Annotated in this window: 14 protein-coding genes; 8 read left to right on the top strand and 6 right to left on the bottom strand. The window is 69.8% G+C overall.

Annotated elements, in window-relative coordinates:
* Positions 1 to 416 precede the first annotated feature (416 nt).
* Both AQ610_RS36515 and AQ610_RS26995 read left to right on the top strand, forming a co-directional pair.
* Complete coding sequence (locus tag AQ610_RS36515; protein ID WP_009914661.1) at positions 417 to 1205, top strand: hypothetical protein; 789 nt, start codon at positions 417 to 419, stop codon at positions 1203 to 1205.
* A gap of 131 nt (positions 1206 to 1336) precedes the next feature.
* On the top strand, positions 1337 to 1831 hold the full coding sequence (locus tag AQ610_RS26995) for a 2,4'-dihydroxyacetophenone dioxygenase family protein (RefSeq protein WP_006027587.1): 495 nt from the start codon (positions 1337 to 1339) through the stop codon (positions 1829 to 1831).
* A 113-nt stretch (positions 1832 to 1944) separates the two neighbouring features.
* On the opposite strand, the gene AQ610_RS27000 is transcribed toward AQ610_RS26995, so the two are convergent.
* The 4 genes from AQ610_RS27000 to AQ610_RS27015 all read right to left on the bottom strand — a co-directional run bounded on the left by AQ610_RS27000 (position 1945) and on the right by AQ610_RS27015 (position 4828).
* Entirely contained in the window at positions 1945 to 2706 is a 762-nt protein-coding gene (locus AQ610_RS27000) for a metallophosphoesterase family protein (protein ID WP_006027588.1), read from the bottom strand.
* Positions 2707 to 2758: 52 nt separating this feature from the next.
* A complete protein-coding gene (locus tag AQ610_RS27005; RefSeq protein WP_009914660.1) occupies positions 2759 to 3727 on the bottom strand; it encodes an acetyl-CoA carboxylase carboxyltransferase subunit alpha in 969 nt (322 codons plus the stop codon).
* Between the two features lie 502 nt (positions 3728 to 4229).
* Complete coding sequence (locus tag AQ610_RS27010; protein ID WP_006027590.1) at positions 4230 to 4559, bottom strand: hypothetical protein; 330 nt, start codon at positions 4557 to 4559, stop codon at positions 4230 to 4232.
* A 56-nt stretch (positions 4560 to 4615) separates the two neighbouring features.
* A complete protein-coding gene (locus tag AQ610_RS27015; RefSeq protein ID WP_009914659.1) occupies positions 4616 to 4828 on the bottom strand; it encodes a hypothetical protein in 213 nt (70 codons plus the stop codon).
* Between the two features lie 653 nt (positions 4829 to 5481).
* Here AQ610_RS27015 and AQ610_RS27020 point away from each other — a divergent pair.
* The 5 genes from AQ610_RS27020 (at position 5482) to AQ610_RS27040 (ending at position 14348) form a co-directional block, all read left to right on the top strand.
* Positions 5482 to 7047, top strand: a complete 1566-nt coding sequence (locus AQ610_RS27020) for an HlyD family secretion protein (RefSeq protein WP_009914658.1) — start codon at positions 5482 to 5484, stop codon at positions 7045 to 7047.
* 17 nt (positions 7048 to 7064) lie between these two features.
* A complete protein-coding gene (locus tag AQ610_RS27025; RefSeq protein ID WP_043282797.1) occupies positions 7065 to 8396 on the top strand; it encodes a hypothetical protein in 1332 nt (443 codons plus the stop codon).
* Between the two features lie 2 nt (positions 8397 to 8398).
* On the top strand, positions 8399 to 10366 hold the full coding sequence (locus AQ610_RS27030) for a glycosyltransferase family 2 protein (RefSeq protein WP_043282798.1): 1968 nt from the start codon (positions 8399 to 8401) through the stop codon (positions 10364 to 10366).
* A 49-nt stretch (positions 10367 to 10415) separates the two neighbouring features.
* A complete protein-coding gene (locus tag AQ610_RS27035; protein ID WP_006027594.1) occupies positions 10416 to 12008 on the top strand; it encodes an efflux transporter outer membrane subunit in 1593 nt (530 codons plus the stop codon).
* Between the two features lie 312 nt (positions 12009 to 12320).
* Positions 12321 to 14348, top strand: coding sequence for a methyl-accepting chemotaxis protein (locus tag AQ610_RS27040; protein WP_006027595.1), 2028 nt, complete (start codon positions 12321 to 12323; stop codon positions 14346 to 14348).
* 75 nt (positions 14349 to 14423) lie between these two features.
* On the opposite strand, the gene AQ610_RS27045 is transcribed toward AQ610_RS27040, so the two are convergent.
* Positions 14424 to 14633: a hypothetical protein gene (locus tag AQ610_RS27045; RefSeq protein WP_009914649.1), complete on the bottom strand. Its 210-nt coding sequence runs from the start codon at positions 14631 to 14633 to the stop codon at positions 14424 to 14426.
* Between the two features lie 140 nt (positions 14634 to 14773).
* On the bottom strand, positions 14774 to 16435 hold the full coding sequence (locus AQ610_RS27050) for an acyl-CoA synthetase (protein WP_006027596.1): 1662 nt from the start codon (positions 16433 to 16435) through the stop codon (positions 14774 to 14776).
* Between the two features lie 154 nt (positions 16436 to 16589).
* On the opposite strand from AQ610_RS27050, the gene AQ610_RS27055 reads away from it, so the two are divergent.
* Entirely contained in the window at positions 16590 to 17396 is an 807-nt protein-coding gene (locus AQ610_RS27055; protein ID WP_231748998.1) for a Crp/Fnr family transcriptional regulator, read from the top strand.
* Positions 17397 to 17436: the final 40 nt, after the last annotated feature.

Below are 17436 nucleotides of genomic sequence, written 5' to 3' on the forward strand. Positions count from 1 at the left end.
GATGCCGATACGGACGATACGCCACCCGGCCGCACCGCCCGTTCGGATTCCCGGCGCCGTCTTCGCCTGCCGGGCGAACCGGCGCGCCGCGTTGCCGAATACTGAAGACGGTCGGGCGGGCATCGTTCGATGCGCGCCGGCGACCGGCGCACGAACGCCCCTTTCCCGGGCGACGCCCGCCCGAACGGGCTGCGCGCGCCCGATCGTCTCGAATGCGATTGCGTGCGCCGCGCGGGAGATCCACTATTAACGACAGGACGAGCCGCCGAAAGGCCGCGCCCGCGGGCGCCCGGCATGGCGACGGGACGGGAGGCGCCGATGCTCTCGCGAATCCGCGCAAGAGCGTCGGCGCGCCCCGCCCGCCGGCGGCCGGCGCACCCCGCATCGCCCGGCCGGGAGGCGCTCATGGCAACCGAATGAATCCCAGAGTCACGGAAGGCAGCAGCGTCGGGCAAACGTACCCCTCGACGCCGACCACGGCCGAACCTCCAGCGACAAGCCCCACATCGGGCACGTCGCGCACGATACCGCCCGGGCTCAGCAAATTGCAGCGCACGCCACACAAGCTCGGCGGCTCGCCGGTTTTCCAGTGCCCGGTCCAGCCGAACCGCGTCGGGGGCGGCGTCGGCGTCGTCATTCCGGAAAACAGCTTCGGCCGGATTCCTCCCGGCGAGGCGGCCAACCTCTGCTATCCGAACATCAGCTCCTGCGTGACCGTCTCGGCGCTGACCAGAAACGGCAGCCTTCGCGGCGTCCATCTGACCACGCCCCAAGGCTTCGAGAAAAAGGACATGGAGACGACGCTCGAAGCGATCGACGCAAGGAACTGCGAGAAGGTCGTGGTGGCGGGGCCGATCAATGAGGCCAAGGCGCGCACCAAAAACTCGGCGTTCGATACCCGGGCGAACATCACGGCCCGGATGCACGAGCTCGCGCCGAACGCGGAGGTCGGGTTCGTCGAAACCGAAGCGACCGTTCGTCCCCATGACATTTATGTCCGGCACGATCCGCAAACTGCCGACGGCAAGCTCGAGGTTCACGTCGCCCCGTCCAACGCGCCGCAGGAAGCGGGCGTGAAGGCTGGGAAGCCTCCGCAGGACGCATCGATACCGGGCAACGCGAACCGCGTCGCCGACGGCGACATCGTCCAGAGCAAGCCGGGCGGGCTACGCCGGCTGTTTTCCTTCTCGAAGAACAACGCGTGACCGGCCGGCCCGACGGGCGGCGATCTTGACCGGCCCGGCGCACCATGCGCGCGAGCCGTCCGCCGCCGCCCGCTCTGCGATAATCGCGGTTTCCCGCGTCCTTGCGCGCCGTCGAGGCGCCGCGCCCTGCCATGAATTCACCGTTGCCGCCCGCCCCCGCCGCGTTCCTGCCGCCGATCCCATGCCTGCAGGACGACGATCGCCCCTGGCTGCCGATGGACGCGAGCCTGCCCGGGCTCGCGATCAAGTACCTGCACATCAACGTCGCTGCCGACGAGATGACCGTGCTGCTGAAGATGCCGGTCGGGCTCGCGCTGCCGCGGCACCGGCACGACGGCGCGGTGTTCGTGTACACGCTGCAGGGTGAGTGGCGCTACCGCGAATACGACTGGGTCGCGCGGCCGGGCAGCACGGTGCTGGAGCCGGCGGGCTCGCATCACACGCCGGAGGCGATCGCGTCGGACACGGGCGCGGTCGTCACGTTCAACGTGATGCGCGGCGATCTCGTGCTGCTCGACGACGCCGGCAACGAAACGGCGCGCGAGAACTGCCGCGTCGCGCTGCTGCGCGAACGCCGGTTCGCGCGCGGCGCGCCGGACGCCGCGCCGCCGTTCGTGACGCGCTGAGCCGGCGGAGGGCGGGTCGGCCTCGGGCACGCATCGGCAATCGCATCGCACACATCAAGCGCGCGATCTGTGTCGCCTGCAAGCGCATTATGCCGGCGCCCGTTTCCCACGCGTCAATCGGACCAGATCAGCGACAGCCGCCTGCGGGAGATGTGCGCTTCGGACGGCGTGCCGAGCGCGCTGTTGACGTATCGCACGCCGTCGATGGTGCGCGCCTGATTCAGATGGCTGTGGCCGAACACGTGAATGGCCGATCCCAGTGCGCGGATCTGCCGGTCGATCCGCCACGATCCCATGACGGGCGCAAGCGCCTTGACCCACGCCGGCGCCATCGACGGCATCAGGTCGGCGCGCGGCAGAAAGTGCGAGCACGAGATCACGATATCGTTTCGGATACCCAAATAGGGGCGATTGCACTCCTCCAGATATCGCGCGACGTCCGCGGGCGTCATGTCCTGCGGCCACACGCAGCGGCGATAGTCGCCCCACACTTGCAGCAGGCCGTCGGAAGGCGCGCCGAAGCTGTAGTCGTACCACGCGAGGAGCGGCACGACGCAGACGCCGTGCGCATGGAACGGCTCGACGCGCACGCCCGTGCGTTGCGCGAGCTCGCGCAACGCACGCCACTTGTCGATCGACGTCGCGGCCGTGTCGCGCGGCCCGAGCCATAAGTCGTGATTGCCCGGCACGAAGACGACCGCCTCGAACCGCGCGGAGAACGCGTCGAAGACGCGTGCGACATGAGCGAGATCGGTGGCGACGTCACCCGCCAGAATGAGGACATCGCGCGTGTGCTCGTATCGCGGCAGCGCGTCCAGCCATCTGGCGTTTTCCGGATACTCGACGTGCAGATCCGATATGGAGAACACACGCATGTTCGGCCGGCCGCCTATCGCGCACGGCGCCCGACGGCGCGGCCGGATGCGTTCATGCCGCCGTTTCGCGGAACTTGCCGTAGTGCATGAGCCGCTCGTGACGGCGAGCGACAAGCTGCTTCGAGTCGAGCGATTCGACGTTGCGCAGGCTTTCCTGCAGGACGCGCTTGAGCATCAGCGCCATTTGCTGCGGGTCGCGATGCGCGCCGCCGACCGGCTCGTTCGCGATCTTGTCGATCAACCCCAGCGCCTTGAGGCGGTGCGCGGTCAGGCCCAGCGCGTTGGCCGCCTGCTCCGCGTAGCCTGGGTTCTTCCAGAGAATCGACGAGCAGCTTTCGGGCGAGATGACGGAGTAAGTCGCGAACTGGAGCATGATCGACACGTCGCCGACGCCGATCGCGAGCGCGCCGCCCGAGCCGCCCTCGCCGATCACCGTCGTGATGACCGGCGTCTGAAGGCTCGACATTTCCATCAGGTTGCGGCCGATTGCCTCGGACTGGTTGTGCTCTTCGGCGTCGATCCCGGGCCACGCGCCCGGCGTGTCGATGAACGTGAAGATCGGCAGCCCGAATTTCTCGGCGAGCCTGAAAAGCCGCAGCGCCTTTCGGTATCCCTCGGGCCGCGGATAGCCGAAATTGCGCATCGCGCGCTCCTTCGTGTTGCGCCCCTTCTGGTGGCCCACCACGACGCACGGCCGGTCGTTGAAGCGTGCGAGCCCGCCGACGATCGACTGATCGTCCGCATAGCAGCGATCGCCATGCAGCTCGTGAAAATCCGTGAATATGAAATTGACGTAATCGAGCGTATAAGGCCGCGCCGGATGCCGCGCCACCTGGACGATTTGCCACGGCGTGAGCCGCTCGTACAGTTCCTTCGTCAGCTTCTCGCTGCGCGCGGACAACCGGTTGATTTCCTCGGAAAGATCGATCGCCGATTCGTCCTCGGAACAACGTAGCGCGTCGATCTTCGCATCCAGCTCGCCGATCGCCTTTTCGAAGTCGAGATACGTTACGTTCGTCATGTAGTTCTCCGGCTGCAAATGCGGACTCTCAGGTATTCGACGAGGATTATCGTCGGACCGCCCAACTTTTTCGGCCGTTTTCGATGTTCGTTCGGAATGCGCGCATTCGCCGCGGAGGATGTCATCGATGATCGATGGCCGCGAATGCACCGCCATGCACGGCCGCGATACTAACACACCGCCCTGGCTTCATTGTGCCGCGCACGTGCGCTAACGCGCCGCCGCCACTGCCCCGACGCCGCCCGCCCGATGCGACGCCGGCGCAAGGCCGACGCAGGCCACCCGCCGCCCCCGGCGCACGCGGGGCGCGCGCCGCGATCAGCTTGCCGTCGAACGCCGGGCCTGCGAGCTCGAGAAATTCCTCGCAAAACGGCAGCATGGCGAAAGGCTGCGCGGCGACGAGCGACGACGCTCGCTCGAGCCCCTGTCGAAAGTGCGCGTCGAACGTCGTGCGCGGTCCGGGGCGCCGCGTCGGCTGCGTGCGTCGAGGCTCGTATCCGGCTCACTCCGGATACGAATCGTGGATCTTGAGCTTCGCGAGCTTGAAGATCGTGCGGAGCGTGCGCGGATGAATGTCGCGGCGCGCGGCGAGCGACGACAGGATGAAGTCGAGCACCTTCGCATGCCTGAGCAGCACGAGGCAATTTTCGAGATCGGCGGCGTGGGTCGCGTTCATGCGTTCGGCGAGCTGCAGCATCTCGACGGCCAGCTCGCGCGCCATGTCGAGTTCGATCTGCTGCTTTTCGCTCCATGCGGCGGGCTGCGGCTGCTCGAGCAGCTTCGCCAGGAAAGCCTGGAATTGCGCGTCGGACTGGTTCGGGAGCGTGTCCATGTGTTGCTCCGTGCGGCAATTGAGCGAGCGAACCCGATGGGCGCGCCCGACAAGTTTCACTGTATCCGCGCCGATCGTCCGGCGCGGTCCTCGTCCCCGATGTCACGCAGAAACCGTGCCAGCGCATCGCGATGCCGCGCGGAACCTTCCGCCAACGGCCGTTCGGCCGCGTCCCCGCGTTGCCGGAACGCAACGCGGCCGCATCGCCGGCCGCGCGTGCGGGTGCGTGCATCCGTTCCGCGCGCGAATTCGTCGTCGAAATGATTCATCGACGTTACGTAACACGCGCGTTGGCCGTCGGGACATGGGGATATGTATCGCCACTGAAACATCGCGCTCGTTGCGGCCTGTCCGCGGCGCAAATCCGCGGCGGGAATCCGTGCACGAAGACTGCACGACGGCCGATGCGCCGAACCGCGCAATGCCTGCCGGCAACCGGCGCGCATTCTTTGCGGCAAGTGGCGCGCACCACGCTTTGCCCAACGAAATCGATCGAATCGCGGGCCGATCGAATTCGGCGGCCACATAAAGATGATCCTTTGGGGTCCTAGTGAAATCACCTTTTACACATTCTTACAGTAGCGCCCCGGCGATTTCACTAGCCTGAATCGACTCGCAGCGCCTTGGCCGCACTCGCCTGCGCAGGCCGCTCGAGTCTTCCATGCAATTCAAGTCCGTGGCGCGCGAGCGCGCCACGGTCACGGGGTTGATCCCGGGCCGTCAACCACGGCCCGTTCACGCAGTGCGTCGCTTCGACGAATGCCCGGACGCGGCGCGCTGCAGGCAGCCAACAGACCAAGAAAACCCGTATCTGCGCGCCGATGCACGCACGCAAGGAGGCCGGCTTGCCGTCATCGACGGCACGCCGGCTCCGAGCAGCCCGTGCGCGCGCGTCCTTTGTCTCATCGTTCGCACTTTTGCCATGCAGGAGGGCAACATGTCCGACCAGCCACGGGAGAATCGCCCGACCGAAGCGCGCGCCTCCTCACTCGTCACGCACGACGAACCGGTGGCGCGCAGCCGCCGCACGCTGCGTCCGTTCTGGACGCTCGCGCCGCGCGCCGCCGGCTACGGCGTCGTGTTCTTCGTCATCTGGATGGTGCTGACCATCATGTTTCCGAACGTCTTCACGCGCTCGTCCGAACGCGCGGTCGTCAACAACGAAGTGACGCTCGTCACGTCGCCGGTCGAAGGCGTCGTGACCGAGCAGCACGTCGCGGCGGGCAAGCCGTTCGACGCGAACCAGCCGCTGATGACCGTGCAGAACCCGAACATCGATCGCGCGCTGCTGATCGACCTGACGGGCAAGAAGCTCGACAACCAGCAGCGCGAGGACGCGGCGCGCGCCGAGCTCGCGGGCGACGAGAGCCAGCTCGCGTCGACCCAGCACGACCTGCTGCGCTATCAGTCCGTCGCGCAGAAGGAGCACGCGGCGAACATCCGCGCGCTCGAAGCGCGGCTCGCCGTCGCGCGGGCGCAGGTGGACCAGCAGGAAGACGTCGTCAACCGCAATCAGGCGATGCAGTGGGCGGGCGCCGTCAGCGAGGCGTACACGAGCGCGTCGCGCTACCAACTGTCGATCCTGTCGAACGCGAAAGCGGCCGCGGCCGCCGAGCTCGAGCACGCGATCGCGAACGGCGATGCGTCGCGCAGCAAGGTCTACGCATCCGCGACCGACGGGCCGGCCGCATCGCTGTCGCAGCGCGGCCGGCTGCTCGGCGCGGACATCGTGCAGCGCAGGGCGGAGATCACGCAGTTCGACGCGTACGCCCAGTCGGTCGACAAGCTGATCGCCGCCGAGCAGCAACGGCTCGACAGGCTGAGCCACATCGAGATCCGCTCGGGCGAGCCGGGCGTCGTCGAGGACGTGCTCGCGCCGCCCGGCTCGCGCGTCGCCGCGGGCGCGACGCTGATCCGCGCGAGCAACTGCGCGCGATCGCGCGTCGTCGCCGTGTTTCCGCGCAGCCTGAGCGACGACCTGCTGCCCGGCACGCATCTGAACGTGCGGATGGACGGCGTGCCGTCGGTGCTGCCCGCGTCGATCGCCGAGGTGCTGCCGCGCGCGTCCGAAGGCGAGCAGGCGCGCTACTTCGTGCCCTTCCCGCCGATCGAGAAGAACGAGATCTACGTGATCGCGAAGCTCGACGAACCGCTGTCGTCGCTGCCGCGCCGCGCGAGCGCCGATCCGGGCGAGCGCTGCGCGATGGGCCGCTGGGCGAGAGTGAGCCTCGATCGAGGCTGGCTCGCGAGCAACGTGTCCGGTCTCGCGCACGTCGATCCGAACTGGGCCGCCGGCTGGCATTCGGCGACCGAGCGCGGCAGGCAATGGCTCGGCAAGGCCGGCGCGCAAGGCCGGCGCTGGCTCGGCGAGCTGGCCGCGAACGGCCGGCGCTGGCTGGGCGCACTGGCCACGAACGGCAAACGCTGGCTGGACGAACTGGCGAGCGTCGGCCGGCGCTGGCTCGACGATCTGAGCGCGGCGGCCTGAGCGCCCGCGCGACAACCATGCCGACGAGACTTCACGTCATGCGCCGCCTGCGCCGGGCGGCATCGCTCGCGATCGGGTCGGTGGCCTCGCTGATCTTCGTGACGCACTGCGCCGCCGGCGAGCAGAGCCCGCCGCCGCGCGAGGCGTTGCTCGCGGCCGGATGCAGGACGCTCGCCGAGCGCGTCGACGCGGTGCCCGGCTCGGGGCCGGTCCTGCTCGGCAGCTACGAGCAGGCGCCCGGCGGCGCGGCGCTCGCGGGCGCGCTGACGCAGGCCGCATTCGTCTACGACAACGCGCTCGCGAGCGTCGCGCTCGTCGCCTGTCACCGCACCGACGATGCGCGCCGCATCGCCGATGCGATCCTGCAGGCGAGCAGGCAGGACCGCCACTACCACGACGCGCGCGTGCGCAACGCGTACCGCGCCGGCGCGCTGCCGCCGGGGCCGGCGCCGCTGCCCGGCTGGTGGGACGCGCCGAGCAGGCGATGGTTCGAGGATGCGTATCAGGCGGGCACCGCGACCGGCAACGTCGCATGGGCCGCGCTGTCGCTGCTCGCCGTGCACGAAGCGACGCACGACAGGCGCTACCTCGACGGCGCCGCCGCGCTGATGAGCTGGGTCGATCCGGGCCGGCTCGACGCGACGGCGCCGGCGGGCTACGTCGGCGGCGAGTTCGGGCACGAGCCGCAGCCGATCCGCCAGGGCTGGAAATCCACCGAGCACAACGTCGATGCGTACGCCGTCTTCCATTGGCTCGCGGCGCGCACGGGCGACGCCCGCTGGCGCGCGGCCGCCGAGCGCGCGCGCAGCTTCGTGTCGGCGATGTGGGACGCGGGCGACGGCCGCTTCCTGATCGGCACGCGCGACAACGGGCACAGCCCGAATGTCGGGCCGTCCGCGCTCGACGCGTCGCTGTGGCCGCTGCTCGCGATGCCCGACGCGCCGGCCGACTGGCGCCGCTCGCTCGCGTGGGTCGAGCGCGCGCATCGCGTCGACGGCGGCTACGGCTTCAACGCGCATCCGGACGGCGTCTGGACCGAAGGCACCGCACAGGCCGCGCTCACGCTGCAGGCGGCCGGCCGGGCGGACGACGCGCAGCCGCTGTGGGCGCTGCTGATGTCGCAGCGCGCGCCGTCCGGCTTGCTGTATGCGACGCCCGAGCCGCGCATCCGCACCGGCCTGCCGATCGGGCCGACGTCCAGGACCGACGATTTCTACTACTTCCATCTTCCGCACCTGGGCGCGACCGCGTGGGCCGTGCTCGCGGCGGCGGGCTGGAATCCGTTTCGCCCCGGCGGCTGCCTCGCCGCCGGCTGCCCGGGCGACGCCGCCCATACCTCCGGGGAGTGACGATGTTCGACTTCTTTCTCGCCAACCGGTCGCTCATCGACATCAACGGCGGCGTGCTGCTCGTCGTGCTGCTGCTCACGCGCGTCGGCAGGCGCGAACGCGCGGCCGACCGGATCGTGTTCGGCGGCGTGACCGCCGTGCTGCTGCTCGTCTATCTGGCGTGGCGCGCGACGCAGACGCTGCCCGAGCCGCGCATGGATTTTCCGAGCGCATGGGCGCACGTATTCTTCGGCTTCGAATGCATGGCGCTCGCGTACACGCTGATCTCCGTTGCCGTGCTCACCCGCACGACCGACCGCACGCCGCAGGCCGACGCCGGCGAAGCCGCGCTGCGGCGCGCGGCCGCGGCGCCGCGCGTCGACATCTTCATCGCGACGTACAACGAGGGGCTCGACATCCTGGAGAAGACCATCGTCGCCGCGCTCGCGATCGACTACCCGGATTTTCGCGTGTGGGTGCTCGACGACACGCGCCGCGACTGGCTCAGGGCGTTCTGCGAACAGGTGGGCGCGCACTACGCGACGCGCGCGGACAACGCGCATGCGAAGGCCGGCAATCTCAACAACGGCCTGCGCCGCAGCGCGCGAAGCGAAGGCGGCGGCGCGCCGTACATCATGGTGCTCGACGCCGATTTCGCGCCGCACCGGAAGATCCTGCTGCGCACGGTCGGGCTCTTCGCCGATCCGGCGGTCGGCGTCGTGCAGACCCCGCAGTTCTACTACAACGCCGATCCCGTGCAGTACAACCTGCGCTCGACCGAATGCTGGGTCGACGAGCAGCGCGCGTTCTTCGACGTGATGCAGCCCGCGAAGGACGCGTGGGGCACGGCGTTCTGCATCGGCACGTCGTTCGTCGTGCGGCGCGATCTCGTCGAGCGCATCGGCGGCTTTCCGACGGGCACGGTCACCGAGGACATCCACCTGACCTATCGGCTGATGCGGCACGGCTACGTGACGCGCTGGCTCAACGAGCGGCTGTCGGTCGGCCTGTCGGCCGAGGGGCTGCCGGAGTACATCAGCCAGCGCAGCCGCTGGGCGCTCGGCACGATCCAGGTCGCGCTGACGCCGGACGGGCCGCTGCGCGGCCGCGGCTACACGTTCGCGCAGCGGCTGCACTACGTGCACGGCATGCTGCACTGGCTGAGCCGCCCGTTCACGCTGATGCTGCTGCTCGGGCCGCTGCTGTACTGGTACTTCGACATCCCCACGCTGTACGGCGAGCCGCTGCAGTTTCTCGCCTACGGCCTGCCCGCGCTGACCGGCTACTGGGGCTACAGCATGTGGATCACCGGGCGGCGCGCGCTGCCCGTGTTCACCGAGGTCACGCAGATCGTCTGCGCGCTCGCCGTCAGCCTGTCGCTCGCGAGCGCGATCGTGCGGCCGTTCGGCCGTCCGTTCAAGGTGACGAACAAGGGGCTCGACCGCTCGAAGCTGATCGTCCACGGCCGGTTCGCCGCGTTCTACGCGAGCCTGCTCGCGCTGTCCGCGCTCGGGCTCGGGCGCGCGCTGCTGAGCGACCCCGACGCGCCGGGGCTCGCGTTCAACGCGGCGTGGACCGCGATCTCGCTCGCGCTCTATCTCGCGTCGCTGCTCGTATGCATCGAGCTGCCGCGGCCGCGCAAGGAGGAGCGCTTCCCGTATCGCGCGCAGGCGCGGCTGCGCGTCGGCGATCGCGAGTACGCGGTCGCGACACGCGATCTGTCGTGCAACGGCGCCGCCGTGACGACGCCGCAGGCCGCGTCGCTGCCGCTGCATGCGCCAGGCGCGCTGTGGCTCGCGCCGACCGGCTGGGTCCCATGCCGCATCGTCCGCCGCGACGGCGCGCTGCTCGGCGTCGCGCTGCACGCGGACACCGCGGCGCGGCACGGCCTGATCCGGCTGCTGTTCGGCGATCCGCCTCACAACATCGCGACTCGCGGCCAGCCCCGGCTCGCGATCTCGCGCCTGATGCAGCGTGCGCTGTCGGGTTAGCGCCGCGCTCGCCGCCTGCCAACCGTCCTGACGCGAGGAGCCCTCGACCATGCCTAGTTCCCCGTTTCTTCCATCCCCGAAGCGCGCGCTGCCGATCGCGCTCGCGCTCGGCATCGCCGGCTGCTCGATGGAGCCCGCCTATCACCGGCCCGATGCGCCGATTCCGTCCGCGTATCCGAACGGTCCCGCCTATTCGACATCGGACGCGCAGCGCACGGCCCCGAGCGAGCCGGTGGCGCCCGACCTCGGCTGGCGGAATTTCCTCGCCGATGCGCAATTGCAGCAGCTCGTCGCGCTCGCGCTCGCGAACAACCGCGACCTGCGCGTCGCGACGCTCGACATCGACGAAGCGCGCGCGCTGTACCGGATCCAGCGCGCCGCGCAGTTTCCGGCGATCGACGCGGGCATCGGGTTCACGAGCCAGCGCATGAGCCCCGCGCTGCGCGCGCCGGGTCAATCCGCGACGATCAACAGCTACAACGCGAACATCGGCCTCACCAATTTCGAGCTCGACCTGTTCGGCCGCGTGCGCAGCCTGAGCCACGCCGCGCAGGAGCAATACCTGGCCACCGAGGAGGCGCGGCGCAGCGTGCACATCAGCCTCGTCGCCGAAGTCGCGAACACCTACCTGACGCTGCTCGCCGACCGCGCGCTGCTCGCGCTCGCACAGGACACGCTCAAGAGCCAGCAGGACGCCGCCGACATGATCCATCGCGGCAAGCAGGCGGGCGCGATGGCGCAACTCGACGAGCATCGCGCGGACACGCAGGTGCAGACCGCGCGCGTGGCCGTCGAGCAATACACGCGGCAGGTCGCGCAGGACGAGAACGCGCTCGCCGTGCTGATCGGCGGGCCGCTGCCGGACGGCGTGTCGCGCGCGGCGCCGCTCGACGGCCGGACGCTGCTCGCGGAGTTTCCGGCGGGCCTGCCGTCGACGCTGCTCGAGCGCCGCCCCGACATCATGGCCGCCGAGCACCGGCTCATCGCCGCGAACGCGAACATCGGCGCGGCGCGCGCGGCGTTCTTCCCGAGGATCACGCTCACGGGCGCGCTCGGGGTGGCGAGCGCGAGCCTCGCGGGGCTGTTCTCCGGCGGCGTCGCGTGGCTGTTCGTGCCGCAGCTCACGCTGCCGATCTTCAACGCGGGCAGCAATCGGGCGAATCTCGATCTCGCGACGGTGCGCCGCGACATCAATGTCGCCGGCTACGAGCGCACGATCCAGGACGCGTTCCGCGAAGTCGCCGACAACCTGGCCGCGCGCGCGACCTACGAGCGGGAGGCGAAGGCGCAGGAGGCGATGATCCACGACCTGACCGAAACGAAGCGGCTTGCCGAAATGCGCTTTCGCAACGGCGTCGACGACTACTTCGGCGTGTTCGACACGCAGCGCCAGTTGTTCGCCGCGCAGCAACTGCTCGTCACCTACGAGCTTGCCGGGCTGACGAGCCGCGTGACGCTGTACAAGGCGCTCGGCGGCGGCTGGGTCGAATCGACGGGCGCGGCGGCCGCGCAGCAGCGGACGGTCCGGCCGCAGGCGATGCAAGCGCCGGGCGCGCCGCCGCAGGCGATGCAACCCACACCGGTCGCTCAACCGGAGCTGACTCAGCAGCAGACGGCCCAGCCGCCGATTTTTCAGCCCTAGACAATGGATGACGTATCGATTGCAACGCGTGCCACCATAGACCGCGATAAACCGCTCTAGACCCGCTCCAGACCGCTTCGACACGGCCCCGCGGCCCGCGGCGCTTTCAAGGCCGCCGCCCACAGTCGGCGCGCCGCGAACGGGCGACGGCCCGATCGCAACGCACGCCCCGCCCGCTTCGTGCTCCCGACCCACGCGCCCACCCCTTACAAAATCCTAAAGATTCGCCCGCGCGTGCCGACAACCACGCCATCAGAGAGCGGTGACGCGTGCGTTCCGCCAACGTACCCGTCACGCACTCCGGAGTCATTCATGCACGTGCCTTTCCTGCGGCGCGCGAGCGTCGGCGCACGCCTCGCGGCGCTGTCGAGCGCGCTCTTCGCCCTCCTGTTCGCCGCGTTCGTCTGGGCGCTGACCCACGCCGCCGCCGGCCAGATCGCCGATCAGGTCCATGCACGGATCGACGAGAAGGATCGCTCGATCGCCGCGATGATCGCGCTCTTCGACGAAGCGCTGACCGCCGAGGCGAGCCGCGCGATGACGCTCTTCGCGAGCTTCCTGCCCGCCGGCTACGCGCTCGATCCCGCGCGCACGATCGACGTCGCGGGCGTCGCGGCGCCCGCGCTCACGGCGGGCGGCCAGACGCTGAACCTCGATTTCTCGATTCCCGACCAGTTCCTGCAGAAGAGCGGCGCGATCGCGACAATCTTCGCGCGCCGCGGCGACGACTTCGTCCGCGTGACGACGTCGCTGAAGAAGCAGGACGGCAGCCGCGCGATCGGCACGCTGCTCGACCGCAAGGGCCCCGCGTACGCGCCGCTCGTTGCCGGCCGGACCTACACAGGTCTCGCGACGCTGTTCGGCAAACGTTACATCACCCAATACAAGCCGATCGCCGACGCGAGCGGCGCGATCGTCGGCGCGCTGTTCGTCGGCATCGACGTCGGCGCGGAAATGCGGCTCGTCGAGACTGGCATCCGCCAGTTGAAGATCGGCGAGCACGGCTACTACTTCGTGCTCGACGCGTCGGACGGCCCCGCGCGCGGCACCCTGCTCGTCCATCCAGAGCGCGCGGGCCAGCGCGCCGACGACGCGGCCGCGCCGTACGCGCGCATGCTCGCGGCGAAGAACGGCCAACTCGCGTACACGTCGACCGACACTGCGGCCGGCGACGGCGGCCCGCGCGCGAAGTTCGTGTCGTTCGTGACGGTTCCGCAGTGGCAATGGCTCGTCGGCGGCATCGCGATCGACGACGAAGTGATGGCCGACACACGCGCGACCCGCAACCGCTTCGCGGCGATCGGCTGCGCGTTCGTGCTCGCGTTCGCGGCGCTGTTCGTCGCGGTCGTCAAGCGCGTCGTCAGCCGGCCGCTCGATGCGGCGGCGCACGCGTCCGAGCGCTTCGCCGCAGGCGACCTCAGCGTGCGGATCGCCACGTCTGGCGCGCACGATGCGCACGATGACGAGGCGCGGCCGCATGCGGGCGGCCGAGGCGACGAGATCGGCCGGCTCGTGCGCGCGGTGGACGGCATCGGCGACGGCCTCGCGCGCATCGTCGCGCAGGTGCGGCGCGGCGCGGCCGACATCGCGCACGGCACCGTGACGATCGCGGCCGGCAGCAGCGACATGGCCGCGCGGATCGCGACGCAGGCGAGCAGCGTCGAGCAGACCGCGGCGAGCATGGAGCAGATCACCGCGGCCGTTCAGCAGAACGCCGATCACGCGGCGCAGGCGAACGAACTCGCCACCGGCGCGTCGAGCGCCGCGACGACGGGCGGCGCGGCCGTGCAGCGCGTCGTCGCGACGATGGGCGACATCCAGGGCGTCGCGCGCAGGATCGCCGAGATCACCGGCGTGATCGAGGGCATCGCGTTCCAGACCAACATCCTCGCGCTGAACGCGGCTGTCGAGGCGGCGCGCGCGGGCGAGCACGGCAAGGGCTTCGCGGTCGTCGCGTCCGAGGTGCGCGCGCTCGCGCAGCGCAGCGCGTCGGCGGCGAAGGAGATCGACGCGCTCGTCGGCGAATCGGCGACGACGGCCGAGCACGGCTTCCGGATTGCCGAGGACGCGCGCGCGGCGATGCAGGACATCGTCGCGCGCGTCGACCAGGTGCGCGCGATCATCGCCGAGATCAGCGCGGCGTCGCGCGAGCAGTCGAGCGGGATCGAACAGGTGAATCTCGCCGTCACGCAGATCGGCGCGGCGACGCAGCAGAACGCGACGCTGATCGCCGACGCCGAGCGCGCGGCCGCCGAGCTGCGCGACGAAGCCGCGCAGCTCGCGCACGCGGTCAGCGTGTTCAAGCTCGCGGCGGATGAGGGCGCGCTCGGCGCGCGTTGAACCAATACGCCCAATACGCGCGTGCGCAGCGGCGCGGCAGCCTGCTCACGGCCGCTGCGCGCCGCCCGCCGCGCTTCAAGGCGGGACGTTGACCATGCCGAACCGGTCGCGCGCCTCGTACCCGATGCGCGGATCGGCCGGATCGCGGTACGAATAGCCGGTCACGGTGCTGAACGCGCCGGGATGCGTCGCCACGCATGTGAAGCATCGCGCGATCGCGAGATCGACGCCGCACGACAGCGGCAGCGGATTGCCGGCCGCGAGCGAGTACGTGCCGCCCGGCACGCGCAGGTTTCAGGTGTTTCAGATGTGTCATGGGTCATCCCCCGTCGTTCGTCAGTCATCACATCGCCAATATCGTCAGACGATATTGGCGACTTTGACAACGGGGTGACAGCGAGGCGAAAGCGGCGAACGTCGTGCGCCTACCCTTTCTTCGCGGCCGCCGCCACCAGATCGATCGCCGAGCTCGAGCCGACCTGCGCGCGCAACTGGAATTTCTGGATCTTCCCGGTGGACGTCTTCGGCAGCTCGCCGAACCGCACCGTCCTCGGGATCTTGTACGCGGCGAGCAGCAGCCGGCAGTGCGCGATGATCTCCTCCTCGGTCGCGGTCATCCCTTCGCGCAGCTCGACGAACGCGCACGGCACCTCGCCCCACTTCGGGTCCGGCAGCGCGACGACCGCCGCGACCGCGACGGCCGGATGCCGGTACAGCGCGTCCTCGACCTCGATGCTCGAAATGTTCTCGCCGCCCGAGATGATGATGTCCTTGCGGCGATCCTTGATCCGGATGTAGCCGTCGGGCGTCAGCACGCCGAGGTCGCCCGTGTGGAACCAGCCGCCCGCGAACGCCTCGTCGGTCGCGTGCGGGTTCTTCAGGTAGCCCTTCATGCAGATGTTGCCGCGGAACATGATCTCGCCGAGCGTCTCGCCGTCCGCCGGCACGGGCGCCATCGTGTCCGGATCGAGCACGGTCGCGCCCGCCTGCAGGTGGTAGCGCACGCCCTGCCGCGCGTTCAGTTGCGCGAGCTCGTCGTCGGGCAGCGACGCCCAATGCGCCTGCTTCGCGCAGACGGTGGCCGGGCCGTACACCTCGGTGAGCCCGTAGACGTGCGTGAGGTCGAAGCCGATCTCCTTCATCTTCGCGATCACGGCCGGCGCGGGCGCCGCGCCGGCGACGAATGCGTGCACCTCGTGCGCGATCCCCGCGCGCCATTCGGCCGGCGCGTTCGCGATCGCGCTCTGCACGATCGGCGCGCCGCTGTAGTGCGTGACGCGCTCGCGCCGGATCAGATCGAGCACGAGCTTCGCGTCGAACTTGCGCAGGCACACGTTCACGCCCGCGCGCGCCGCGACCGCCCACGGGAAGCACCAGCCGTTGCAGTGGAACATCGGCAGCGTCCACAGGTAGACCGCGTGCTTCGGCATGTCCCATTCGAGGATGTTGCTGATCGCGGCGAGGTACGCGCCGCGATGATGGTAGACGACGCCCTTCGGATCGCCCGTCGTCCCCGACGTGTAGTTCAGCGCGATCGCCTCCCATTCGTCGGACGGCGGCGTCCACGTGCAAGCGGGATCGCCGCCCGCGAGGAACGCCTCGTAGTCGATCGCGGCGGGAAAGCGCGCGGGATCGGCGGGCATCGCGTCGGCGACGCTGACGATCGTGAGCCCCGGCACTTCGAGCGCCGCGCGGTGCGCGAACTCCGCGTACTCGGTATCGACGATCAGCACCTTCGCCTCGCCGTGACGCAGCATGAACAGCATCGAAGCGATGTCGAGCCGCGTGTTCAGCGCGTTGAGGACGGCGCCCGCCATCGGCACGCCGAAGTGCGCCTCGATCATCTGCGGGATGTTCGGCAGCAGCGCGGCGACCGTGTCGCCGCGGCCAACGCCCGCGCGCTCGAGCGCGCTCGCGAGCCGCCGCGCGCGCGCGTAGGTTTCGCTCCACGTGCGGCGGATGTCGCCGTGCACGACGGCGAGGCGCTCGCCGTACACCTCGGCCGCGCGCGCGATGAAATCGATCGGCGTGAGCGGCACGTAATTGGCCTCGCGCTTGCCGAGCCCCTCCTCGAACTTCTGCGTCATGATGTCGTCTCCTGCAAGGCGTGCGCCTCGGCATCGTTGGTTTGTGGTCCAATTGGACAAGCCTACTCGCGGCCATTGTGAGCCGTCTGTCACTCAGGCGACAGACTCGGCGGCGGCGACCGCGCGTATTCCCTATCCTCGCAAACCCTGTGTGATGCCAGACGACGTCCAAGCTCCGCACCGCTCGCCGCCGCTCGCCGGCGAGACCGCCGAAGCTGCCGAAGCTGCCGAAGCGCCCGCCAAAGTGTCCGCGCAAGCGCCGGCCGCGGCAGCCGACGCCGGCGAGCGTCGCGCGCTCTTCTCCCACTGCGGCTGGTTCAGCGCGCTCGCGCCCGCGCATCAGGCGCTCGTCGTCGCGCAGTCGCACGCCGAATACCGCGACGCGGGCGATTGGGTCGCGCGCCGGCAGGCGCCCACCGAATACTGGATCGGCGTGCATCGCGGGCTCGTGAAGCTCGCGATCTACAACGTGCCCGGGCGCGGCTGCACGTTCTCCGGCGTGCCGTCGGGCGGCTGGTTCGGCGAAGGCAGCGTGATCAAGCGCGAGCTGCGCAAGTACGACGTGATCGCGATCCAGCGCTCGCTCGTGCTGTTCGTGCCGACCGCGACATTCCACGCGCTCCTCGACAGCAGCCTGCCGTTCACGGGCTTCGTGATCCGCCAGTTGAACAACCGGATGGGGGAATTCATCGCGTCGATCCAGAACAGCCGGCTGCTCGACGTCAACGCGCGCGTCGCGCAGTCGCTCGCGCAGCTCTTCAATCCGGCGCTGTACCCGGACACCGGCGCGACGCTCGCGATCTCTCAGGAGGAGCTCGGCATGCTCGTCGGCGTGTCGCGGCAGCGGATCAATCAGGCGCTCCAGCACCTCGAGCGGCTCGGCGCGCTGCGCGTCGCGTACAACCAGATCGAGGTGCTCGACCTGCCGAGGCTCGCGGCGTTCGGGATGGAGCAGATCTGACGGACAGGATGGCGGCCGCCCGTTCGCGGCGTTTCCCCGT

This window comes from Burkholderia humptydooensis (assembly GCF_001513745.1).
In the GTDB taxonomy this organism is placed as follows: Bacteria; Pseudomonadota; Gammaproteobacteria; order Burkholderiales; family Burkholderiaceae; genus Burkholderia; species Burkholderia humptydooensis.

Coding starts and splice junctions, on each gene's coding strand:
- AQ610_RS36515 (WP_009914661.1), top strand. CDS start 417: ATGAATCCCAGAGTCACGGAAGGCAGCAGCGTCGGGCAAACGTACCCC.
- AQ610_RS26995 (WP_006027587.1), top strand. CDS start 1,337: ATGAATTCACCGTTGCCGCCCGCCCCCGCCGCGTTCCTGCCGCCGATC.
- AQ610_RS27000 (WP_006027588.1), bottom strand. CDS start 2,706: ATGCGTGTGTTCTCCATATCGGATCTGCACGTCGAGTATCCGGAAAAC.
- AQ610_RS27005 (WP_009914660.1), bottom strand. CDS start 3,727: ATGACGAACGTAACGTATCTCGACTTCGAAAAGGCGATCGGCGAGCTG.
- AQ610_RS27010 (WP_006027590.1), bottom strand. CDS start 4,559: ATGGACACGCTCCCGAACCAGTCCGACGCGCAATTCCAGGCTTTCCTG.
- AQ610_RS27015 (WP_009914659.1), bottom strand. CDS start 4,828: ATGAATCATTTCGACGACGAATTCGCGCGCGGAACGGATGCACGCACC.
- AQ610_RS27020 (WP_009914658.1), top strand. CDS start 5,482: ATGCAGGAGGGCAACATGTCCGACCAGCCACGGGAGAATCGCCCGACC.
- AQ610_RS27025 (WP_043282797.1), top strand. CDS start 7,065: ATGCCGACGAGACTTCACGTCATGCGCCGCCTGCGCCGGGCGGCATCG.
- AQ610_RS27030 (WP_043282798.1), top strand. CDS start 8,399: ATGTTCGACTTCTTTCTCGCCAACCGGTCGCTCATCGACATCAACGGC.
- AQ610_RS27035 (WP_006027594.1), top strand. CDS start 10,416: ATGCCTAGTTCCCCGTTTCTTCCATCCCCGAAGCGCGCGCTGCCGATC.
- AQ610_RS27040 (WP_006027595.1), top strand. CDS start 12,321: ATGCACGTGCCTTTCCTGCGGCGCGCGAGCGTCGGCGCACGCCTCGCG.
- AQ610_RS27050 (WP_006027596.1), bottom strand. CDS start 16,435: ATGACGCAGAAGTTCGAGGAGGGGCTCGGCAAGCGCGAGGCCAATTAC.
- AQ610_RS27055 (WP_231748998.1), top strand. CDS start 16,590: ATGCCAGACGACGTCCAAGCTCCGCACCGCTCGCCGCCGCTCGCCGGC.